The sequence below is a fragment of the Acinetobacter sp. CAU_H_S139_7 genome, from assembly GCF_058599305.1.
Window position 1 is genome coordinate 1,220,949 of the sequence record NZ_CM178651.1, and the last position, 22,124, is coordinate 1,243,072.

The 22,124-nt window shown below is 41.0% G+C and carries 20 protein-coding genes; 4 read left to right on the top strand and 16 right to left on the bottom strand.

What is annotated here, in order from left to right:
• Window positions 1–39 precede the first annotated feature (39 nt).
• The 9 genes from AC4MC0_RS06015 to ppsA all read right to left on the bottom strand — a co-directional run bounded on the left by AC4MC0_RS06015 (window position 40) and on the right by ppsA (window position 11,711).
• Window positions 40–795: a DUF3142 domain-containing protein gene (locus tag AC4MC0_RS06015; protein ID WP_491887364.1), complete on the bottom strand. Its 756-nt coding sequence runs from the start codon at window positions 793–795 to the stop codon at window positions 40–42.
• Between the two features lie 7 nt (window positions 796–802).
• Complete coding sequence (locus AC4MC0_RS06020) at window positions 803–2,917, bottom strand: PA5441 family protein (RefSeq protein WP_491887365.1); 2,115 nt, start codon at window positions 2,915–2,917, stop codon at window positions 803–805.
• Between the two features lie 106 nt (window positions 2,918–3,023).
• Window positions 3,024–3,902, bottom strand: a complete 879-nt coding sequence (gene cyoE, locus AC4MC0_RS06025) for a heme o synthase (RefSeq protein ID WP_419381317.1) — start codon at window positions 3,900–3,902, stop codon at window positions 3,024–3,026.
• Window positions 3,903–3,912: 10 nt separating this feature from the next.
• A complete protein-coding gene (locus AC4MC0_RS06030) occupies window positions 3,913–4,242 on the bottom strand; it encodes a cytochrome o ubiquinol oxidase subunit IV (protein WP_026056475.1) in 330 nt (109 codons plus the stop codon).
• A complete protein-coding gene (cyoC, locus tag AC4MC0_RS06035; RefSeq protein WP_004696446.1) occupies window positions 4,239–4,859 on the bottom strand; it encodes a cytochrome o ubiquinol oxidase subunit III in 621 nt (206 codons plus the stop codon). Before cyoC ends, AC4MC0_RS06030 begins: the two co-directional genes overlap by 4 nt.
• Window positions 4,860–4,863: 4 nt before the next feature.
• Window positions 4,864–6,852 carry a cytochrome o ubiquinol oxidase subunit I gene (gene cyoB / locus AC4MC0_RS06040; RefSeq protein ID WP_176537896.1) on the bottom strand — a complete coding sequence of 663 codons (1,989 nt, stop codon included), beginning with the start codon at window positions 6,850–6,852 and terminating at the stop codon, window positions 4,864–4,866.
• A 3-nt stretch (window positions 6,853–6,855) separates the two neighbouring features.
• Window positions 6,856–7,929 (bottom strand): ubiquinol oxidase subunit II, encoded by a 1,074-nt coding sequence (gene cyoA, locus AC4MC0_RS06045; RefSeq protein ID WP_335998926.1) that lies wholly within the window; start codon window positions 7,927–7,929, stop codon window positions 6,856–6,858.
• Window positions 7,930–8,230: 301 nt separating this feature from the next.
• Window positions 8,231–8,998, bottom strand: coding sequence for an RDD family protein (locus AC4MC0_RS06050; protein WP_335998924.1), 768 nt, complete (start codon window positions 8,996–8,998; stop codon window positions 8,231–8,233).
• Between the two features lie 343 nt (window positions 8,999–9,341).
• Entirely contained in the window at window positions 9,342–11,711 is a 2,370-nt protein-coding gene (gene ppsA / locus AC4MC0_RS06055; protein WP_335998922.1) for a phosphoenolpyruvate synthase, read from the bottom strand.
• 156 nt (window positions 11,712–11,867) lie between these two features.
• Between ppsA and ppsR the strand changes: the two genes are divergently transcribed.
• The gene (gene ppsR / locus AC4MC0_RS06060) at window positions 11,868–12,704 is read left to right on the top strand and encodes a posphoenolpyruvate synthetase regulatory kinase/phosphorylase PpsR (RefSeq protein WP_005400687.1); all 837 of its coding nucleotides are present in this window, start codon (window positions 11,868–11,870) and stop codon (window positions 12,702–12,704) included.
• Window positions 12,705–12,836: 132 nt separating this feature from the next.
• Entirely contained in the window at window positions 12,837–13,511 is a 675-nt protein-coding gene (locus AC4MC0_RS06065; RefSeq protein WP_491887366.1) for a hypothetical protein, read from the top strand.
• A gap of 35 nt (window positions 13,512–13,546) precedes the next feature.
• Here the strand turns inward: AC4MC0_RS06065 and AC4MC0_RS06070 are convergent, their stop codons facing one another.
• The 4 genes from AC4MC0_RS06070 to AC4MC0_RS06085 all read right to left on the bottom strand — a co-directional run bounded on the left by AC4MC0_RS06070 (window position 13,547) and on the right by AC4MC0_RS06085 (window position 16,822).
• The gene (locus tag AC4MC0_RS06070; protein WP_491887367.1) at window positions 13,547–14,110 is read right to left on the bottom strand and encodes an NAD(P)/FAD-dependent oxidoreductase; all 564 of its coding nucleotides are present in this window, start codon (window positions 14,108–14,110) and stop codon (window positions 13,547–13,549) included.
• 242 nt (window positions 14,111–14,352) lie between these two features.
• Window positions 14,353–15,354 carry an LLM class flavin-dependent oxidoreductase gene (locus AC4MC0_RS06075; RefSeq protein WP_491887368.1) on the bottom strand — a complete coding sequence of 334 codons (1,002 nt, stop codon included), beginning with the start codon at window positions 15,352–15,354 and terminating at the stop codon, window positions 14,353–14,355.
• 290 nt (window positions 15,355–15,644) lie between these two features.
• On the bottom strand, window positions 15,645–16,172 hold the full coding sequence (locus tag AC4MC0_RS06080; RefSeq protein ID WP_004982017.1) for a YMGG-like glycine zipper-containing protein: 528 nt from the start codon (window positions 16,170–16,172) through the stop codon (window positions 15,645–15,647).
• 224 nt (window positions 16,173–16,396) lie between these two features.
• Window positions 16,397–16,822: a glycine zipper domain-containing protein gene (locus tag AC4MC0_RS06085; protein WP_004696467.1), complete on the bottom strand. Its 426-nt coding sequence runs from the start codon at window positions 16,820–16,822 to the stop codon at window positions 16,397–16,399.
• A gap of 461 nt (window positions 16,823–17,283) precedes the next feature.
• Here AC4MC0_RS06085 and prfA point away from each other — a divergent pair, with 461 nt between their 5' ends.
• Entirely contained in the window at window positions 17,284–18,372 is a 1,089-nt protein-coding gene (gene prfA / locus AC4MC0_RS06090) for a peptide chain release factor 1 (RefSeq protein ID WP_004982013.1), read from the top strand.
• Entirely contained in the window at window positions 18,372–19,190 is an 819-nt protein-coding gene (gene prmC, locus AC4MC0_RS06095; RefSeq protein ID WP_335998912.1) for a peptide chain release factor N(5)-glutamine methyltransferase, read from the top strand. The genes prfA and prmC overlap by 1 nt, the downstream gene beginning before the upstream one ends.
• A 56-nt stretch (window positions 19,191–19,246) precedes the next feature.
• On the opposite strand, the gene AC4MC0_RS06100 is transcribed toward prmC, so the two are convergent.
• The 3 genes from AC4MC0_RS06100 to AC4MC0_RS06110 form a co-directional block, all read right to left on the bottom strand.
• Complete coding sequence (locus AC4MC0_RS06100; protein WP_490753058.1) at window positions 19,247–20,068, bottom strand: ABC transporter permease; 822 nt, start codon at window positions 20,066–20,068, stop codon at window positions 19,247–19,249.
• A complete protein-coding gene (locus AC4MC0_RS06105; RefSeq protein ID WP_491887369.1) occupies window positions 20,068–21,027 on the bottom strand; it encodes an aliphatic sulfonate ABC transporter substrate-binding protein in 960 nt (319 codons plus the stop codon). Before AC4MC0_RS06105 ends, AC4MC0_RS06100 begins: the two co-directional genes overlap by 1 nt.
• A gap of 289 nt (window positions 21,028–21,316) precedes the next feature.
• Entirely contained in the window at window positions 21,317–21,670 is a 354-nt protein-coding gene (locus tag AC4MC0_RS06110) for a hypothetical protein (protein ID WP_026056476.1), read from the bottom strand.
• Window positions 21,671–22,124: the final 454 nt, after the last annotated feature.

Here is a 22,124-nt window from a genome sequence, read left to right on the forward strand (position 1 = left end):
ACTTTGCTCGCCAAATTCAAGAACTTCTCTTAAAAAGCCCTAATTATTTTGAGGTTTTGAGCGTAAAAGGAAGACGACATAGCCTTTAAAGTTTGTATCATTTTCAAGCTTAGGCAGTCTATGCCACTCACCGTGTTGAACAATGCCAATTTTATAAGGCAGTTTTAGTGCTGAAACTTTTTTTAGATAAGCTGCATAGTTGGGTAATGTAGTTGAACCTTGATAGGTTTGAATGACCAACTCATCGATGGTGTTATTCAGGAGGTTTAAAGTCTCTTGGTTTGTCACATTGGTCCAGTCCATTAAACCCGTGATACTGAGTTGATAGTGCTGCGGTAATTGTTTTCTTAATTGACTTAAGAATAGGGCATATTGGTGGATATGTCTGGTTTTGGCATCGAAATCAATTTGTATGCCTTGAATATGATTCCCTGCATTTTCCCATTGCTGAACGCGTTTTAAAATTTGTGTAAGCTCTTGGCCTTGCCAGTCTAAATGATAATTACGAAAAACCAGCCACACCTTTTGCTGAGGAATTGTTAATACGCTTACGCCTTGCGGTATGAGCTTAGAGTGATGTGTTTGGGAATCTAAACGGATTTCACCTTGTAAAATATAAAGTTCTTTAGCCGCTTTGAGATAAGGGGCAGATGAAATATTGCCCCAAATCCAAAATGCATCATAGTCTTCGGCATTTACCCGACTAGATGTTGAAGCTGACTGACTCGGCTGACAGGCCATGATGCTCAGCATACAGATCAACGTTATAACAACTGAAAAAATCTGCTTCAACATATATGTCTTACCAGTAATACTTTAAAGATTGTGCCCAAGAGGTACTTGGATAGTCACGTTTAATGTGGTCGAACCATTGTTTACGTGTAGATTTTTCAACCTCTGCATCCTGACAGTCATTCATCCCGCTTGGTGAGTAACACATGATTGAGCGATAAAGAGCATAAGCTTTTAAATCGGGTACAGAACTGGATTTGATGATGTCTTTATACACTTGGCCACGGGTAAAAATTGCACCTTGGAAGCTAGCAGTTTCTTTTTCTAAAGCAGTGACATAGCTTATGTTGTAGCCTTGAGGCGAGCGTGCATATTCTCCCAAACAAAGTCGGAGCTTTAAATCTTGAGGTGAATTTTCAAGTTTTTGAGTCAGGCTGAATAAGTCAGGGCATTGCATTTGTGGCGTGATTTTTGTTCCTGCCCAAATGAAATCACTGAAAGGCGGTTGGTTTTTATAATTTTTATATGTTTCTGAGTCATATTTATACTTCGCGGCATCTTGTGGTAGCAGTACAAAGGCTTGATTAAACAGTTTAAAGTTCTGATGCACCAATGATTTTTGCAAAGTTTTATACAAAGCTAAATTTTTTTGATCTGTATTTGATGCTTTGCTCTGTACAATTTGCATTAAGCTTTTTTCATTAGCTTCATTTTCAATAAAGCTTTTTTGCAATGAAGCTTGTTTGATTTTAGCATCTGAACCGATAAAGGCGCTGGCATTTTGCTGTTGGGTATAATGTGGATATAGCATCAGTTCAAATAAGCCACGCTGTTCAATGGATTTTGATTGACTCATCCAACCTTCCCAGTATTGCTGCGCATTTTGAGTTTGTCCGAGTTTCTCTAGAATACGACCTTTTAACAAGATTTGACTGAGTTGAAGGTAACTATTAATTGAAGTAGAGGAATGTTCTGGCAAATATTTTAAAGCTTCGGCTGGTTTGTTCTGCACAAAGAATAAGTGATTGGCTTGTAGGTATTGGAACAGTTCTGGCTGACTCTTAAATAGTGTTTTTTGGTTGTTGAGTTCAGACCAGCTTAAGACTTTATCTTCTGCTGATGTTGCCTGACGCATTTGCATTAAATCTGAAATGGTCAGAAAGAATGGATCTTTTAGATTTTTTGGATTGAATGAGCGGCTTTGAAAAACATGGCGATCTATTTCAAAGACTAGATTATCGAGCTCTAAATTATAGTATTTGGAATCGGGATGATTGATTTGCCATGCGAGTTCGCTGGTCAGGAGTTCGGTATTTCCACTCAGCCAATAACAACGACGTAGTAAACCGCGTGCGCTTGCCGCATATTTTCCCTCAGGGAAGCGTTTGAAGTAGGTAGTGATATGCTCATAGGTATTTTTGAGTAAAGTCTGATTTACTTTATCGATTTTTAAATCACCATATTCACCGATACCCGACTGATAGCTTTCATTGAGGCTGCTACGGATCAACATATATTGCGATGTTTCTTTGATCCAAGACTGATCAACCGTAGTTAATACTGAGTAAATTTTAGTAGCTGTGGAAAAGTTACTATTATAAAAGGCAATGGTTGCATTTAAATAAGACGCATACTGACGTGCTTGTATAGACCAGTTTGGATTGACTTGGATGAGGGCAAGATCACGGTCACAGGCCGAGATATTTTGTCTTTCTTGAATCAGTAAATCTTTTTCCACTTTGCTGAGATTTTTGTCGGCTTTCACCTGTTGGGTAAATTGATCCGCACCATTGTCTAGACTACTGCAATGTTCTTGGTAAGGAGTCTTTTGATTGTTTGGTTTTAATCGGGCATTCGGTCGTTTATTGGTTGCGCTTTCAAACAATGTTTTAGCCGCAAATGGTACGTTGCTATATTCAGTTTCCCAAAGCGGACTATTTGGCTGATTAAAATTCAATTTGGCCAAGCCCATGTCGCTCAGGAGTAGGAGCATATTGGTTTGATTGTCATTGGCGGGCGTGAGCGCAGGCAAATTGTCACAGGCTGTATAGGCATTGGTTTGAATGTTGGTCGATGGGTAGCAAGTAACATCAAAACCAGAAAAACTGTGCGTGCTATAAGCAAGAGTGATAGGGAATAGACTAATAAAAATAGATTTTTTAAAAAATTGTGATGGCATTTTCATTGCAGAGCATGAGTTATTGTTGTGTCTGCTATGGTAACAATTTAAAGACTAGACTTAAATATTGAATAAGTTGAAATAAAAAAAAGATAGAGAGAACTCTATCTTTTTAAAACAGCGGCAAATGTGGAGCAGGTGAGACATAGCTAAAACTAAAACTAAAACTTAATGCAGTAATTAAAATCACTGAATATAAGAAATAGCGTTTTGCCCAAACCTGATCATTTTCAGCTTTAAAACCAATGATTGATAAATATACCCAATAAGCACAGAGTGCGTTAAAGGTGATAAGAAAAAACATATTGGTATAGCCAAAACAATACAAACCATTTAACACCGCAGCAAACAGCAAGACATAAATCAAGCTTTCAACTTTCGTGCGAAAAATTGAACGTGCTACAGGTAAAATTGGAATGCCTGCATTTTTATAGTCGTCAAAGCGGTATACCGCAATTCCCCATGAATGAGGCATTTGCCAAAGTGCATATGCTAAGAAAAGCAACAGTGCGGCAACATCAAATTCATTGGTCACAGCTGTATAGCCGATCACTGGTGGACTAGCACCAGAAATACTTCCAATCACGGTTTGGTGAATGGATGTGCGTTTGCTCCATAGACTATAAAAAATCACATAAACCACAAAACCAAGTACAGCAAAGCCAAAGGCATAAGCATTAACAAAGAACCAGAGTAGGGCGAAACCTAATATTCCAAGCGCAGCAGAAAATGCCAAAGCAACGGAAGGCCTGATGGTTTTTTTAACTAATGCACGGTTCATCGTCCGTTCCATCTTTTGATCAATATCTTGATCAATGACGTTATTGACGACACAGCCAGAAGCAACAACCAGTGTTGTACCGAGTAGAGTGATGAGAAGGAGGAGGAAATCTACAGACCCCTGAGCGGCTAAAAAGAAGCCGCCCAGAGTGGTAACGAAGTTACCAAAGAGAATTCCTGGTTTAGTCAGGAATAAATACTTTTTCAACATGACGATCAGTTTAGATCATCATGTTGTAGTGTAAGTAGTTCATAATCCATACAGAGCCGACTAGAAGTACAGCAATACAAAGTACTGTATAGATAAATGCAATCACGTTCCAACGTTGCTCTGAAGATGAGTTCATGTGCAAGAAGTAAACTAATTGAACTAGAACCTGAGCAACCGCTGTAATTGCGATAACCGCCATAACAATACCGCGACCAAAACCACCAGCCATTACCATACCGAATGGAATTACGGTCAGGATAACTGAAAGGATAAAGCCGATCGTGTATTGCTTGGTGTTACCGTGTGAAGCACCAGCTGAGTTATGATCGTGACTCATTATAGAACTCCCATCAAGTAAACTACGCTGAATACACAGATCCAAACGATGTCAAGGAAGTGCCAGAACAAGCTTAGGCAAGCAAGACGACGAGTGTTTGGAAGAGTCAAACCATTTTTCTTGATCTGAATCATCAAAATGATCATCCATACCAAACCTGAAGTTACGTGAATACCGTGCGTACCTACTAAAGTAAAGAACGACGATAAAAACGCACTTACGCTTGGACCGTGGCCAGCATGAACTAAGTGATTAAACTCATATAGTTCCATGCCGATGAATGAAGCACCGAATAACCAAGTGATCGCTAACCAAGTTAAAACTTGGTTGACGTTCTTTTTGTATGCAGCAAGAACCGCAAAACCAAAAGTTACAGAAGAGATCAAGAGAGCGAAAGTTTCAGTTAAAACGAAACCTAAAGACTCACCGAATAATTCTTTTGCACTTGGTGTGCCCATAGGCACATGGCTACTTAAAACAGCGAATGCAATGAAGAGTGTACCGAATAGGATCAAGTCACTCATCAAATAAGTCCAAAAACCAAAGACGGTGATGTCAGTATCATCGTGGTGATGATGCTCATCGTGTCCGTGGTTTTCGTGATGAAGTACGTCAGCCATTGTCTTAGTCCTTCTTCAAATGTTTTTCAAGAATCGCGTAACGTTCATTTTCAATACGCTCAACTTCAGCAGCAGGAACATAGTAGTCCACTTTCTTCGTGAACGAAGACGCGATGAAGCTGATAATAGAAGCGATGAACATCACAACAACTAACCACCAGATATGCCAGATTAAACCAAAGCCCATAACAGTAATGAACATGGCAATCACAACACCAGCAGCACGATTCGTTGGCATATGAATGTCTTCGTATGAAGTAGGTTTCGCATATGCTACGCCATTCTCTTTGTCATTCCAGAACGTATCAATACCATTGATTGTTGGAAGATGAGCAAAGTTGTAGAACGGAGCAGGAGACGAAGTCGCCCATTCAAGTGTACGACCATCCCATGGATCGCCTGTAAGGTCGAGGTTGTCGTTGCGTTGTAAGTAACCAACAACAATCTGCATAACGAAACATGCAATACCAATCGCGACTAACACAGAACCGAAGAATGCAATAGCAATGTACGGATCCCATTCAGGGTTGTCATATGTATTCAAACGACGAGTCATACCCATGAAACCAAGGATATAAAGTGGCATGAATGCAAAGTAGAAACCGAAGAACCAGAACCAGAACGCAGCTTTACCCCATGCTTCATTGAGCTTCCAACCAAACATTTTCGGCCAGTAGAAGATGATGCCGGCAAACATACCAAACACCACACCACCGATAATTACGTTATGGAAGTGAGCAATCAAGAACAATGAGTTGTGTACAAGGAAGTCCGCAGGTGGAACCGCCATTAATACACCAGTTAAACCGCCAATACCGAATGTTACAAGGAAGCCAAGCGTCCATAACATAGGAGTAGTGAAGGTGATACGACCCTTATACATCGTGAATAACCAAGAGAAGATTTTCACACCTGTAGGAATCGCAATAACCATGGTCATGATACCGAAGAACGCATTCACGTTCGCACCAGCACCCATGGTGAAGAAGTGGTGAAGCCATACTACGAACGCAAGTACTGTGATCGCAATTGTTGCATACACCATTGATTTGTAACCGAACAACGTTTTACGAGAGAACGTTGATACAACTTCAGAGTAAATACCAAATGCTGGTAATACTAAGATGTAAACTTCTGGGTGACCCCATGTCCAAATCAAGTTTACATACAACATTGGGCTACCACCCATGTCATTTGTAAAGAAGTGGAAACCGAAGTAACGGTCAAGCGTTAACATCGCAATTGTTGCTGTTAACACTGGGAATGACGCAATGATCAATACAGCTGTACACAAAGATGTCCAAGTAAAGATCGGCATGTCCATAAGTGACATACCAGGCGCGCGCATTTTAATGATGGTAACGAAGAAGTTAACACCCGTTAATAGCGTACCTAAACCTGAAATCTGAAGTGCCCAGATATAGTAGTCCACACCCACGCCTGGAGAGTATTCGATACCTGAAAGAGGAGGATAAGCCATCCAACCTGTTGCAGCGAATTCACCAATTGCAAGAGATGCCATCATTAAGCCCGCAGCACCAGCAAATAACCAGAAGCTTAGAGAGTTTAATAATGGGAAGGCAACGTCACGTGCACCAATTTGAAGTGGTACAGAGATGTTCATTAAGCCAACAACTAGACCCATTGCTACGAAGAAGATCATGATTACACCGTGTGCGGTGAAGATCTGATCGTAGTGTTCTGGGTGTAAATAACCTTCACCGCCACCTTTTGCAAGGAACAGTTGAAGACGCATCATAATCGCATCGGCGAAACCACGCAAAAGCATGATGATCGATACGAAAAGATACATGATACCAATTTTTTTATGGTCGACTGATGTGAACCATTCGTTCCACAAGTAGCCCCATTTTTTAAAGTAGGTAATACCAGCAACAACTGCGATACCACCTAAGATCATCATTGCAACTGTGACCAGTACAATTGGATCGTGCGGAATAACGTCCGGACCTAACTTACCTAAGAAGCTCATGTCTTATTCCCCTACAACTGATGAAGCAGGTTCAACAGCGGCATGTGCTTCAGATGAAGCAGCCCCGTGAGCACCCGCAGTCGCTGAGTGATCAGCACCGTGATAGTTGCTCATATATTTGCTGATGACTGACTTAAACAAGCCTTCCTCTACAGAAGAGTAGTAAGTCACAGGGTGTGGCTTAGTTGGATAAGGCTTCATTGCCTCAGCAGCAGCCTTCTCTTCAGGAGTTTTTGCTTTTGAAATCAAAACTTCAATTTGGTGTTTACCACGGTTACCGTCACGTAAAGACTCAAATTCAGCTTGATCTAAAATTGTTTTTTGTACAGCTTTAGGATTAATGCTTGTACCGTTACCTGCTTTAACTGCAGCAACCCATTCAGCGAATTGAGCGTCAGTTACAGAGTGAGCACGGAAGCGCATTTGCGAGAAGCCGTAGCCTGAATAGTTCGAAGAGAAACCGCGGTAGCCTTCAGCTGGGCTAGTTCCATCTGCTAACAAATTCAAGTGCGTTTGCATGCCTGCCATTGCATAAATTTGACCACCTAACGCAGGGATGAAGAACGAGTTCATCGTGAAGTTAGAGGTAATTTTAAGTGCAACTGGAGTTTTTTCAGGGAAACGAATTTCGTTAACCGTCGCAATGTTAAGATCAGGGTAAATGAAGATCCATTTAAACTGTTCTGCAATGACTTGAATATTTACAGGTGCTTTATCAGATTCGATCGGGCGGTAAGGGTCATACTTGTGTGAACCCCACCAAGTTAACCAAGCCAGAATACCAATAATAATGACAGGAATACCCCAAACTACAATTTCAATTGCAGTAGAGTGTGCCCATGTAGGTTTATAGTCTGCATCTTTATTCGACGCGCGATATTTCCAACCAAACCATAATGCCATTATGACTGATGGAATAACCACCAATAGCATTAAATAGATCGCAGTCATCATTAAGTCAGATTGACCTTGTGCAACTGGACCTTTTGAGTTTAGAAGTACCATATCACCACCACACCCAGTTAAGAGCGCGGCGATCGCAGATAAAGACAATACAGCTAAAATCGTTTGTCTCATTTTACAACCTCGGTGAAGAGTCCCATTCCCTAATAAAATTGGGATAGCGATTAAAGTGTCGCATGATTGAAAAGTTTCTTTTTAAGTCTAAAAACACTTCTCAATCATAAGACACCGCTACGTTGTAGGGCATTATGCCTCATATCGACAAACTAAGCTATACGTAAAGATGCTTTAAATGACTGTTATAAAAACCGATTTTTTCACTCGGAATTTTATAATTTCTTTGTGGATTTATTTTGAATATCAATAAACTGCGGAAAACTGAGGTGAGCCAAACCTCAGCTTAAATATGGTCAAATTACTGCTTAATGACCTTGGTTTTCGCTAGTTTATCGTGCAAAGTTTGACGCTTTGCAGTTAAACCAAAGACGTGATCGGCGATGGTAATAAACGGCATGAACAGCATATTGAGCACAATAAAGACAACACTGCGCAATGTGAATACACGCAAAAGGCTGACTTTTTCGTTCGTTTCTACGTCTACAATTTTAATTTTGGTGATTTTTTTACCAATGCTTTGGCCACTTTTGGCTAAGAAAAAGGCCTGTATGCCGAGCATAATCAGCAGGTAAATTCCCATGGTGGTCCATGCTTCAGTAGGAATCAAACTGAACAGTTGTGCTTGCAGTTCACTGGCCTGAGTGGCTGTAGTAGCCGCTTGCATTTTTTGCTGAATTTCAGTCAGTTCACCAAACTGGTTGGCTTGTAAAAAGAACGAGGGAATCGCAGCGGCAGGGAGCCAAAGAAGTAAATCAATGACTTTGGCTAAGACACGTGTGCCTATTGATGCCAGTTCAGGTTGAGCAACTTTCGCCACTTTGCGGTTTGGCTGTGAAAATTGATTTGGCGTATGCATTAGCTCAGGAATAGGGGGCTGAGGCTGATACCCTACAGGTTCATACGCCAGTTTTCCTTGGGTGAGTTCACCTAAAGCTTTCCATTCAGGCATACCCTGATGCCAAACTAAATCCGTCAATAAAACTTGTTGGCTTGCGAGCATCTGATTCAACTGCTCTAAGGTATATGGACCGGCTTGTTGATTATTTCGTGCCAAGTAAATCTGCATATAAACTTAATCTCAAAATATAAGTTGGGATATTCAAATAATAAATGTATTTGTTTTTAGATTAAAAACAAATAAAAAATCTATGGTAAAACATGCGGATAGTCTAGAGAATTTCAAGCTGAAATTAACCAAAACTACACAAAATCCAGGACAGTGTAGCAAGGATTATGCTGCTTCTTCTAGCTTTATCGTAATGCGATTTCTTCTCAATCAAGATGTTGATGCATGAATGCCAGACTTAGTCTAAGTTTTTGTATAAAAAAGTTTGTTTCAATGCGGATACGTTGAAAGAGTGGGTATAAAAAAAGACCCACAAAAGGGTCTTTTTTTTAGGATCAAAAAGTTAAACTTTTTCTTCTGCAAGGAAGAACCAAGTGTCTAATACTGAGTCAGGGTTAAGTGATACAGACTCGATACCTTGTTCCATAAGCCATTGCGCAAGATCTGGATGATCTGATGGGCCTTGACCACAGATACCGACGTATTTACCTGCTTTACGGCATGCATGAATTGCCATAGAAAGAAGCGCTTTTACTGCTGGATCACGTTCATCAAATAGGTGAGAAACAATTCCAGAGTCACGGTCTAGACCAAGCGTTAACTGGGTTAAGTCGTTTGAACCGATAGAGAAGCCATCGAAGTGTTCAAGGAACTGTTCAGCCAATAATGCGTTTGTTGGTAACTCACACATCATGATCACTTTCAGACCATTTTCACCACGTTTCAAACCATTTAACGCCAATAATTCAATTACACGTTTCGCTTCATGTACAGTACGTACGAAAGGAATCATGATTTGAATATTGGTTAAGCCCATTTCGTCACGTGCTTTTTTCAACGCGCGGCATTCTAATTCGAAGCAGTCACGGAAGTTGTCAGACACATAACGGCTTGCACCACGGAAGCCCAACATTGGGTTTTCTTCTTCAGGTTCGTATAACTTACCACCGATCAAGTTTGCGTATTCATTTGACTTAAAGTCAGACATACGAACGATCACAGGTTTGTCTGCAAATGCTGCAGCAAGGGTAGAAATACCTTCAACCAGTTTTTCAACATAGAATTCGATTGGCGATGCATAACCCGCTGTACGCGCCATCACCGCAGCACGTGTTTCACGTGGCAAGCTGTCAATGTTCAACAATGCTTTAGGGTGGACACCGATCATACGGTTAATGATGAACTCAAGACGTGCAAGACCAATCCCTTCATTTGGAATTTGTGCAAAGTCAAATGCGCGGTCAGGGTTACCGACGTTCATCATTACTTTGAACGGAAGCTCTGGCATTGATTCGATTGAATTGGTTTGAATCTCGAAATCTAAAGAACCTTCGTAGATGAAACCTGTATCACCTTCAGCACATGAAACAGTTACATCTTGGCCGTCTACTAGAACTTCAGTTGCATTACCACAACCGACGATTGCTGGAACACCCAATTCACGCGCAATAATCGCTGCGTGACAAGTACGACCACCACGGTTAGTGACAATTGCAGCGGCACGCTTCATTACTGGTTCCCAGTCTGGGTCAGTCATGTCAGATACAAGCACGTCACCGTCTTGTACTTTGTCCATTTCTTTAATAGACGTAACAATACGTACTTTACCAGAACCGATACGTTGACCGATTGAACGACCTTCACAAATCACAGTGCCTTTTTGTTTTAAAAGGTAGCGTTCCATGGTGCCGACGTTTTCACGGCTCTTCACTGTTTCAGGGCGCGCTTGAACGATATAAATTTGACCGTCATCGCCATCTTTTGCCCACTCGATGTCCATTGGAGAACCATAATGGTTTTCAATAATCAGCGCTTGTTTTGCAAGTTCTTGTAGTTCGTGGTCGTTTAATGCGAATTGTTGACGCTCTTGTTTTTCAACATCAACCACAACAACTGATTTACCTGCAGAAGCTTCTTCACCATAAATCATTTTTTGGTGTTTAGAACCCAGATTACGACGGAGTACAGCGTGCTTGCCTGCATTTAAAAGAGGTTTAGAAAGGTAGAATTCGTCAGGGTTTACAGCACCTTGAACAACCATTTCACCCAAACCATAAGATGCAGTGATGAAGACTACGTCACGGAAACCTGATTCAGTGTCGAGTGTAAACATTACACCTGCTGCACCAGTTTCAGAGCGAACCATACGCTGAATACCAGCAGATAAAGCCACAACATCATGCGCAAAGTTTTGGTGTACGCGGTAAGAGATTGCACGGTCGTTATACAGTGATGCAAAGACTTCTTTGATCGCGATCAATACGTTGTCGATACCGCGAATGTTTAAGAAGGTTTCTTGTTGACCTGCAAAAGAAGCATCTGGTAAATCTTCTGCTGTCGCTGAAGAACGAACGGCAACCGCGATATCTGGGTTGCCGTTTGAAAGCTCTGCAAATGCTTTACGAACTTCTTGTTCGAGTTCTGCCGTAAGTGGGGTATCTACAATCCATTGGCGAATTTTCGCGCCTGTTTCAGCAAGAGCATTTACATCATCAACATTGAGGACTTTTAACTCTGCATTGATTTTAGCGTTTAGGCCACTTTGCTCGAGAAATTCACGATATGCTTGAGCTGTAGTAGCAAAGCCACCTGGTACAGATACACCTGCATTTGATAGGTGGCTGATCATTTCACCTAAAGATGAGTTTTTCCCACCTACAAGTTCAACGTCGTGTTTCCCTAATTTTTCTAGACCAATTACGCGCGCTTCCAAAGTTGTTACTCCACTTTTGCAGTATTTAATCACTATCTTGGCATCAGATTATAACAAATCTACTTAGCTTTTTGATTTTACTAAGCGACAGTCATGTAAGATCGGTTTACTATAAAGATTATATAGCACTAAGACAAATTTTTGAGGAGAATTTTAATGTCAGGAAGTAAACAATTTAAGCGGAGTGTTTTTTTTGTATCTGATGGTACTGCGATTACCGCTGAAACCCTTGGGCACTCGCTATTGGCGCAGTTTCCAAATGTTGACTTTGACATTCATATTATTCCTTATATTAGCTCTGAAGAAGCTGCTACAAATGTCGTTGCTGAGATCAATTTAAGGGCACAACAAGACGGACAAAAGCCACTGGTTTTTGACACTTTAGTCGACCCGTACGTGCGTGACATTATTAATACTGCAAATGCTATAAATCTTGATGTATTTGAAGGGCTTATTAGTAAATTATCTGAAGAGTTGGGAACACCGCCTACAACTTTAGTCGGACAGACCCATGCGGTGACCGATTCGGAGTCTTATAAAGCACGTATTGATGCGGTGCATTTTGCTTTAGATAACGATGACGGTGCACGTACACGCCATTATGACAAGGCCGATCTGATTCTGATTGGGGTGTCACGTTCGGGTAAAACACCGACGTCAATTTATTTGTCATTACAGTTTGGTATTCGTGTTGCAAACTATCCTTTAACGGAAGAAGACTTAGATGACAACCGTTTACCTGCGGTACTTCGCGCGCATAAACAGAAGCTTTTTGGTTTGATGATTGATGCTGAACGTCTGGTTGCTATTCGCTCTGAACGTAAAGCCAATAGCCGTTATGCAAGCTTCAGCCAGTGCCAAATGGAGCTTCGCGCAATTGAAGGGATTTATATCTCTGAAGGGATTAAATACTTAAATGTCTCGGAAATGTCGATTGAAGAAATTTCAACTCGTGTACTCCAAATGACGGGTTTAAAACGTCGCATTGGTTGATATTGTCATTACATTATAAAGCGTCATATTGATGATGCTTTATAATGTTGATCAATATAAAAATACAGATTAGACCAAATGAAAATAATATCAAAATGTCTGTTGGGTTTATGTTGTTTTGTTCATTTTAATATGGCTTTATATGCGCAAAATATATCAATTCAACAGGCTGAGCAGGCGCTTGATCAAAAATACACAGCGCTAGATTTTTATGCGGTGAATCAACAGATCGAAAATGATGTGGTTGATTTAATCCGTGAAAATGCAGAAAGTTATGCTTATTCTTTCCCCAAATTGGCTGAAAATCTTAGACTAAAGATTAATGCCTCACCGGACCAACTGCTTAAATTCTATACCTTTGATGTAGGTGGTGGCGGTACTATGGGTGAATTTTCATCCTATGTGCAGATGAAATCGAGCAAGTCCACTAAACTTCAGCCTTTAGAAACAGGCTATATTTTAAAGATTGACCAAGTAAAATTGGGTGCACAGCCGATTTATCTGATTCAAAGTTATTACAAAGGCGATAGTTGTCACGGTCTTTATCAAATTCAAGCCTTTAAAATGCATGCCCAAGCTTTGAGAGCAACACCAGTTTTCCAGACCAAAAACCAGCAACTAAGTTCGATTGAAGTAGATTATGACTGTCACTATGACGAGGAGCGGCGCGGTTCATATATTCGTGTTTCAAAAGACTTAAACAAGATTGATATCACTTTATTAGATCAAAACAGCCGCCCGACTGGAAAATACTTACGTTATCAGCGTTCAAATACAGGCTATCAGTATACAGGTGTGACGAAATAAACAACGGGTAAGTGGGTAAAACTTACCCTATACGGTTAATGGCTATAGGTGGTAATGATCACATCGACGGGATATTCGGCGCCATCTAAACTTTGAATGTCATGTTCTCGGATTTTGACGATTGGCCAAGTGATTAGCTTACAGTTGTCGCGCTGTAAGGCGTGATAATAATGATCGGACTTGAAAAATTTAAGTTTATCGGCAGCGGAGTTAGGTTTGAGTTGGTGTCTAAGCCATGGGTCTTGAACTTGGGTTTCTAAAAAGCGTAGGGCCAGTAGGCATTTGATCCGTGTATTAAATAGACGTCGGTTCTTAATAACCAACGGATGTTGGATTAAGCGTTGAATTCCGCGTTCCGTTTTCGGCAAGATGAATTGCGGTGCGTTTTGAAAAACATAGACCGATTGAGCGACCTGACAAATCGATTCGAGGGCAGTTACTGTATGCTGGTTTGTACCAATAATTGCGACACGTTGTTCAGTAAAAGTATGTTGTTTAATTTCTGAAGCAGCAATCAGTTGCCCTTTAAAATGCTGAAAATATTCGGGATGATTTTGAAATAAACCAGATACGTTGTCTGTTGAATGTAAATTGACCATGCTCGATCCTTAATTGTTTTTTATCGTCTTTCCTTAATTTATTATTTTTAGTGCTTTTGCTCTAAAAAGGCAAAGTGATAAATTGTCTGAGCAGTCACGCTAACTTTAGTCTAGACATAGCAGCAGTTTTTGCAGGGTTTTAAGGATTTTTTAGATATCGGCTGAGATTTTAGTTATTCATTTATGTATGTCGCCTTATGGGTATGCATTAATACGCATAAGGCGATTCACTTCATTTGTACTTAACTGTTTTTGATCTGCATGAGACGTTCAAAGTTTTCTAAACGTTTGTCCGTGTCATAGATGTCACAGGTGAAAATAAACTCATCAACATCATATTCCAAAAGAAGCTGTTTCAAGCCTTCTTTCACCGTGCCATTGGAGCCGATTTGCGCCATGGCATAAAAACTGTCTACTGACATTTTTTCCGCAGGTGACCATAGAACGTCCATGCTGGCAATTGGTGCTTTTAACTTTAAACTTTGACCGCGCATGAGACCTAAAACTCGTTGGTAGGCACTGGTCGCTAGATATTCAGCTTCAGCATCGGTTTCAGCAACGACCGTCGGGACACCCATAGATACATAAGGTTTCGATAAGTATTCAGAGGGTTCAAAGTTTTCACGGTAAAGCTGAATCGCTTGTTTCAGCATACGTGGTGCAAAGTGTGATGCGAAAGAGTAGGGAAGTCCGAGTTTTGCTGCCAGTTGTGCACTAAATAAACTTGAACCGAGTAGCCATACAGGCACATGTGTCCCTTGCCCCGGAGTTGCAATGATGCGCTGATTTGGCTCAGCGTCTTTAAAGTAATGCAAAATTTCTAAGACATCTTGTGGGAACTGATCTTCAGTTTCTTGACGGCCACGGCGAAGTGCGCGCATGGTCATTTGGTCTGTACCTGGTGCTCGACCTAAGCCTAATTCGATCCGGTTTGGATAGAGTGTCGCAAGCGTACCGAATTGCTCCGCTACGATCAGTGGTGCATGGTTTGGGAGCATGATACCGCCAGAACCCACTTTTAAGGTTGAGGTATTCGCGAGTAAATAGCCGAGTAGCACCGCAGTTGCAGAGCTGGCAATACCATCCATATTATGATGTTCTGCAAGCCAAAGTCGGCTATAGCCTAAACGCTCAGCTTGTTGGGCCAACTTTAAGCTATGCTGTAGGGTGAGTTGTACAGTTTGATCTTCGCGGACAGGAGCTAATTCTAAAATAGAAAATTGAGTCTCGGACAACGTGCGCATTCTACTTCTCAGTTTTGTTTTATATATCGAAATAATACGATATAACTGTTATTTTGTATATCGATTTTATACGATATTCTGGTCGTATTGTATAAGGTGTTGATTTAAAAATGAAACAAAATTTATATTCAACATCGCTGAACAGCACCAGCCACACATGCGTTTAAAACCAAAGTGGTAAGCTGCCGCATTCAGTAGAAACGATGCAGTGTCTTTTTTGAGTGTAGTTGTCAGATAAATAAAAAAGCACCCGAAGGTGCTATTTTATTTGAAAATGTTTTATGCGGTACTTAGCGTTTACCGTTTTTATACCAGCCCAAGTGACGGCCATTGTCACCACGATAGTCACGACCATTATATTTATAATTGCTATTACGGTAGCCGCGGCTGTCATAACGACGATCATAACGGTCGTCGTAACGGCGGTCATATTCATCATCATAACGACGGTCTTCAGAGACTTTTTTACCTAGAACTGCACCACCCGCTGAACCGAGACCTGCACCAATATACCCACCATTGGTACCGCCCATGTTTTTACCTACGGTATAACCACCAGCACCACCGAGTGCTCCACCAATGATTGCACCATTACGGTCACGTTTGTTGGCTGAAGCAGCTGCACCTGCACCACCACCAATGGCAGAACCAATCATCGCGCCTGTTTGCCCACCCATTTGGTTACCAATCGCGGCACCGACAACACCACCTAACGCAGACGTCAGTGCAGTATTGGTCGTATTACCCGCATATGTCGTGGTCATCGTTAATGCAGAAGCTGCAATTACGGTACTCATTAAAATTGATTTAATTTTCATTTTTAAACTCCTAAGAGCATGTCTATTTTGTCTTGATTTCACTTTAGCGAAACAAGTGGGAAGAATAATGAAGAGAAATTTTATCGAAACCGTTGCTTTGGTAAGTGCTGTGTAACGACTCTTCGTATTTTCTACCAGTTTGGCTGATGTGTTGTTGCGTCTAAATCTGTGCCATAAAAAAGCACCCGAAGGTGCTTTCAATGACATCTTTACGATGCAGCTAATTAATGGTGTTTATGTTTTTTCTTCCATTTTTTACCATGGTAAGAGTCATACTGTTTATCTTTTGAGATTTTGTTGCCGAGTGCTGCACCGCCCGCTGCACCTAATGCAGAACCCACATAGCCACCATTGGTGCCGCCCATGCTTTTACCTACGGTATAGCCCGCACCACCACCGATCGCACCACCAATAGCAGATTCAGTACGATGACGTTTGTCACTTGCAACTGCTGCACCACCTGCACCACCGAGTGCTGCACCGATGGTTGCACCAGTTGTGCCGCCCATGTTTTTACCAATTGCTGTCCCTGCAACACTACCTAAAGCACTGGCTGCTGCAACGCGAGTTGTGCTGTCTGCATACGCAGTTGCAGTAAACATAGATGCCGTTGCTAATGTTGCTGACATTAAGAGTGTATTAAGTTTCATGTGTTTCTCCATGTCCAACATTGGTTGAACTGTCTTACTTTTTTCGATGTGGCTAATGTAACAAAAAGATTCCAGTTAATTGTGGAGAGTTAAAACTAAATTGAAACCCGTTGGTTTCTTGTTTGTATCAGTTTTATTACAAATGTGAATAAGCAGAATGAAATTTATCCAAAATCATGCAAATGTGGATAAACCTAGGAGTGATGCAGTTCACACTCTGAATTTTGAGCTGAAATGACCTATTTAAAAGATGTATATGAAATAAGCTGTTTTGCATTTTTTAAGCGTTAGAAAGTGCATAAACACGCTTTAAAAGTGTATCAATCCACTGCGGCGTATAAAGTAAACGTCGCTCAGGATTGAATAAAGATGTTCTTTGCGTGATAGAGCCGTTAAACTAAGCGCAAATTTTTTGGTGCTGTGAAACTGTATTGCAGCCTTTATATTGAGATATTTTCCTAATGAAAGAATCGTTACGTTTACGATTAGATCAACTTTCTGACCGTCACGAAGAATTAACAGCATTACTTGCAGATGTAGAAGTCATTTCGGATAACAAACGCTTTCGTCAGTTGTCACGTGAACATAGTGATTTAAGTGAAATCACAGAAGTTTGGACCAAGTACAAACAAGCAGAAGCTGATATTGAAACGGCTGAAGCGATGCTGTCAGATCCTGATTTTAAGGAAATGGCTGTTGAAGAAATTAAAGAAAATAAAGCTATTATTGCGTCTTTAGAAGCTGATTTAAATATCTTAATGATTCCGAAAGATCCAAATGATGCGAACTCTGCATATTTGGAAATTCGAGCGGGAACAGGTGGTGATGAAGCCGCTATTTTCTCGGGTGACTTATACCGCATGTATACCAAGTACGCTGAATCACAAGGCTGGCGTATTGAAGTGTTGTCTGAAAATGAAGGCGAACACGGTGGTTATAAAGAAATCATTTGTTTGGTGAATGGTGAAGGCGTTTACGGTCGCTTGAAGTTTGAAAGTGGCGCGCACCGTGTACAACGTGTACCTGCAACGGAGTCTCAGGGTCGTGTACATACTTCGGCGTGTACCGTTGCGATTTTGCCTGAAATTGATGTCGATACAACGGTCGAGATTAATGCATCAGACTTACGTATTGATACCTACCGTGCCTCAGGTGCGGGTGGTCAGCACATCAACAAAACCGATTCTGCTGTGCGTATTACCCACATTCCAACAGGAACGGTGGTGGAATGTCAGGAAGAGCGTTCGCAGCATAAAAACAAAGCCAAAGCGATGGCTTTGCTTGCTTCACGTTTGGAAAATGCAAAACGTGCAGCAGCTGATGCAGCAACTTCTGAAATGCGCCGTGACTTGGTCGGCTCGGGTGATCGTTCAGAGCGTATCCGTACCTATAACTACCCGCAAGGTCGTATGACCGATCACCGTATTAACTTAACTTTATACAAGTTAGACGCGGTTATGGAAGGCGATTTAACTGAACTATTAGATAGCTTACATCGTGAATATCAAGCAGATCAGCTTGCGATGCTTGCACAGCAGAATGGTGGATAATGAATATTGCCCAAGCTTTGGCTTTACGTGGTGAAGCCGAGAGTTACGAACGTCAAGAGAACGCATGGTTGCTGGAACACATCACCAAAATTGATTCTTTTGATTTGTTTATGAAAAAAGATCAAGTGCTGACCGATGAACAAGAGCAAGCCTATGTTGCTGCCTTGGCGCGAATTGAAGCAGGTGAACCTTTGGCCTATGTGACAGGTTCACAGCCGTTTTGGACATTGGATCTGATTGTCACTCCTGACACCTTAGTGCCACGTCCAGATACCGAAGTATTGGTTGAAACTGTACTACGTTTAGACTTACCTGAAGATGCCCGCATTGTCGATTTAGGTACGGGGACGGGTGCGGTTGCGCTTTCATTGGCCACTGAACGGGACACGTGGGACATCACGGCTACCGATATTTATGAGCCAACTTTAGCTGTTGCGCAGCAAAATGCAGAAAAGCATGACTTAAATGATGTGACTTTTGTGTGTGGCAGTTGGTTTGCACCGCTAAATCGAAAGTTTTTTGATGTGATTGTCTCGAACCCACCGTACATCGATGCCGATGACGCCCACATGCAAGACTTAGCAACTGAGCCTGAACGTGCCCTAGTTGCGGCAGATCATGGTTTGGCTGATTTAAAAGTCATTATCCAGCAAGGTAAAAAGCATTTAACTCTTGATGGCTGGGTGGTACTTGAGCATGGTTATGATCAAGCTGACGCTGTACAGAAAATCTTTAAAGAAGCGGGCTATAAACAAGTCCGTACGGTGAAAGATTATGGTGGAAATGACCGCGTCACTTTAGGGCAGTGGACACAATAATTTCATTGTTCCCTCCAAAATAAAAGCGCATTCGATGCGCTTTTATTTTTTCTACCTTATGTTCCAAATACGTCACGCCAACGTAGTAGCCAAGTCTCGATGGCTTTCATGATGCTATCACTGAATTTTCCGAGCACGGCTAAAAGAATAATCGCTAAGATCACAATATCAGGACGTGAAGTTTCTCGGCCATCACTCAGTAAGTAGCCTATGCCTTGTGTCGCTGCAATGAGTTCTGCTGCAATCATAAACATCCATGCCAAACTTAAACTGTTGCGCAGTCCCGTTAAGATCCCCGGAGATGCCGCAGGCAAAATAATCTGTTGCACTTGCTGCCAGTACTTCAGTCGATAGACTCGTGCGACTTCGATGAGCTTGCGATCAACCCCTTTAATCGCTGCGACAGTGTTGGTATAGGTCGGAAAAAATGCGCCAATCGCAATTAGGGTAATTTTCGATGCTTCATCAATTCCCAACCACAGTAAAAGTAGAGGAATCCACGCTAAGCTCGGGATGGATTTAATCGCTGAAAAACTGGGTTCTAAAAACGCTTCAACCTGTTTATTGAGTCCCACCAAAATCGCAAACATTAAAGCCAGAGCACTCCCAATAAGAAATCCTAAAAACACCCGCCATGTACTGGTCCAGACATGCATCCATAAATCTGCCTGCCATAAATCTAGAAAGGTTTGCCATAGACTACTGGGAGCAGGCAATAAATAAGGTTCAATAAAACCAGCACGGACTAGATATTCACAAGCAATCAGTAAGAGCGCTGGAAGGGTGATCGCTTTGAGAACACTCTTCAATTTCAACTGAAATGAGGAACTCTTTTTCACTACAATAGGGCTGAAAGAGCTCGCGACTGACTTGGTCATTATTTGCTTACAACCTTTTGTGGATATTGTGGTTTAAACAACTGAGTCACGACTTGATTAACATTGGTGCCTTTACGAACTAAGTTTTCTTCATTCAAAATACCGCCAGACTTTTGTAATGCGACAATCTGTTTGGCTGACGGAATGTTTTGATCAAAGTTGGTACGGCTTAATTGTAATTTTGCGACATTCAACGGAAGTTTGGACTCGCGTGCCAATAACTCCGCCAGTTTCTCTGGATTGGCTTTTGCCCATTTACGTGCTTGCTCATAAGCTTTAATCACTGCTTCAATGGCTTCGGGACTTTGCTGAGTAAAAGACTCTTTGACACTGAGTACGCTATAACTGTTAAACCCAATATTTCGATACAGCAGTTTTGCGCCAGATTGCACTTGTGCGGATGCCATCAAGGGATCTAAGCCTGCCCAAGCATCGACTTGACCACGTTCTAAAGCTGTTTTGCCATCTGGATGTTGTAAATGAACCAGTTGAACATCACGTTTATTTAGACCCACTGTATCCAGCGCTTGTAAGGTAAACAGAAAAGGGTCTGTGCCTTTGGTCGCGGCAATTTTCTTTCCTTTTAAGTCTTTTAAACTTTTAATTTGGGAGTTTTTAGCAACCACCAAAGCGGTCCATTCGGGTTGGCTTTGGATATAAACGGTGTTTATCGGACTGCCGTTGGCACGACTGAGTACGGCTGCAAGTCCTGCGGTTGAAGCAAAATCGACACTGCCGCTATTTAAATATTCCAACGAGCGGTTACTTCCTTGGCTAAATACCCATTTAATTTCAGTTTTAGGTAAGGCCTTTTCTAAGAGCTTTTGTTCTTTGACTACGAGGCTGGTTGGTGCGTAGTAGGCATAATCAAGTTTGAGCGTGTTTGGAATAGCGGCATTGGCATAAGAACCGATCAGACTTAAAATCAGTGAAGTGCTCAGTAGTTTAAAGTTTTTCATGTTGTATCATTTAAATAAGTTCATTTGTGGGTTCTTTTAACCTTATGGATGCGAAAAATAAAAAAAGAAAAATGGATAACAAAATATTAAATTGAAATAAACGGGTGGTCTTGGTTTAACTATCTGAATTTTAATAACTTGGTTGAGCTATGTGCAGTTTTTGGAGTATAGAATAACTTCCAAAAAGCATAGAATAATTTCTTCTTATATGAAAATTGCATAACTAAATCATTCATTTTGAATGTAAAAAAGCGACTGTAATAGTCGCTTTTTTAAGGGGGGTGCAAGCTTACATTGGATAGTCTTGTAAACTGTCAAACACTTCAACTTGCTCTAAAGCATCAGTTTCAAGTGCAAGACAAAGTGTCACAATTTTCTTTAGATCAGCTAAATATTGTTCATCTTTAAACGATGCACCTAACTGAAGGGCTTGAATACGGTCAGCGCTAATATCCAACGCTTGAGCAGCTTCAATCGCATTAACTTCATTAAAAAATGCAGTAACAGCATGATTTAATTCAAGGTCTGATGCATTGAGAATACCTTGACCCAGTTGCTCTTCAAATTGTGGGGTAGGAGACTGCAAAGCTTGAGTAAAGTTTTGCACCAGACGTTGATCGAGAACATCAATCATTTTAAGCATGTCATAACCTTTAAAAGAAATAAGGTGATTAAACAGGGGGAGTACAGCCGAAAATAAGCATTAAAAATGCTTTAAAAGTGGGTGAAAAGTAATCTATTTTGGAATATTTTGCAAATAGATTCCGATAAATGAAAGATGGATTTGTTAAGTGAATGAAAAGCTTAAATTTATTAAATCGAGTGCCTGTTTACATTTTACACTATTGTTCCAATGGACTCGGATCGATCAAAAAGAAGTATTCAATGTGAAATATTGTGGAGTTTTAATCAAAAAGTTCTTTTATTTTTATTTAAGATGTTGAATTATAATAATTTATTAATATTATCGTTGCAATGGTCTTTATTTTACGCATCACTGATGCGAACTCAAAACATTGTGGAATTGCAATTTATAAGGACATGCTAAAGCAACATGAGGTATATCACCTTGCTTTAGCTGTCTTTGTTTGATGTGG

Bases quoted from the DNA above. Each gene is read 5' to 3' on its own strand.
- AC4MC0_RS06015 (WP_491887364.1), bottom strand. From the start codon at position 795: ATGTTGAAGCAGATTTTTTCAGTTGTTATAACGTTGATCTGTATGCTG.
- AC4MC0_RS06020 (WP_491887365.1), bottom strand. From the start codon at position 2,917: ATGAAAATGCCATCACAATTTTTTAAAAAATCTATTTTTATTAGTCTA.
- cyoE (WP_419381317.1), bottom strand. From the start codon at position 3,902: ATGTTGAAAAAGTATTTATTCCTGACTAAACCAGGAATTCTCTTTGGT.
- cyoC (WP_004696446.1), bottom strand. From the start codon at position 4,859: ATGGCTGACGTACTTCATCACGAAAACCACGGACACGATGAGCATCAT.
- cyoB (WP_176537896.1), bottom strand. From the start codon at position 6,852: ATGAGCTTCTTAGGTAAGTTAGGTCCGGACGTTATTCCGCACGATCCA.
- cyoA (WP_335998926.1), bottom strand. From the start codon at position 7,929: ATGAGACAAACGATTTTAGCTGTATTGTCTTTATCTGCGATCGCCGCG.
- AC4MC0_RS06050 (WP_335998924.1), bottom strand. From the start codon at position 8,998: ATGCAGATTTACTTGGCACGAAATAATCAACAAGCCGGTCCATATACC.
- ppsR (WP_005400687.1), top strand. From the start codon at position 11,868: ATGTCAGGAAGTAAACAATTTAAGCGGAGTGTTTTTTTTGTATCTGAT.
- AC4MC0_RS06065 (WP_491887366.1), top strand. From the start codon at position 12,837: ATGGCTTTATATGCGCAAAATATATCAATTCAACAGGCTGAGCAGGCG.
- AC4MC0_RS06070 (WP_491887367.1), bottom strand. From the start codon at position 14,110: ATGGTCAATTTACATTCAACAGACAACGTATCTGGTTTATTTCAAAAT.
- AC4MC0_RS06075 (WP_491887368.1), bottom strand. From the start codon at position 15,354: ATGCGCACGTTGTCCGAGACTCAATTTTCTATTTTAGAATTAGCTCCT.
- AC4MC0_RS06080 (WP_004982017.1), bottom strand. From the start codon at position 16,172: ATGAAAATTAAATCAATTTTAATGAGTACCGTAATTGCAGCTTCTGCA.
- AC4MC0_RS06085 (WP_004696467.1), bottom strand. From the start codon at position 16,822: ATGAAACTTAATACACTCTTAATGTCAGCAACATTAGCAACGGCATCT.
- prfA (WP_004982013.1), top strand. From the start codon at position 17,284: ATGAAAGAATCGTTACGTTTACGATTAGATCAACTTTCTGACCGTCAC.
- prmC (WP_335998912.1), top strand. From the start codon at position 18,372: ATGAATATTGCCCAAGCTTTGGCTTTACGTGGTGAAGCCGAGAGTTAC.
- AC4MC0_RS06100 (WP_490753058.1), bottom strand. From the start codon at position 20,068: ATGACCAAGTCAGTCGCGAGCTCTTTCAGCCCTATTGTAGTGAAAAAG.
- AC4MC0_RS06105 (WP_491887369.1), bottom strand. From the start codon at position 21,027: ATGAAAAACTTTAAACTACTGAGCACTTCACTGATTTTAAGTCTGATC.
- AC4MC0_RS06110 (WP_026056476.1), bottom strand. From the start codon at position 21,670: ATGCTTAAAATGATTGATGTTCTCGATCAACGTCTGGTGCAAAACTTT.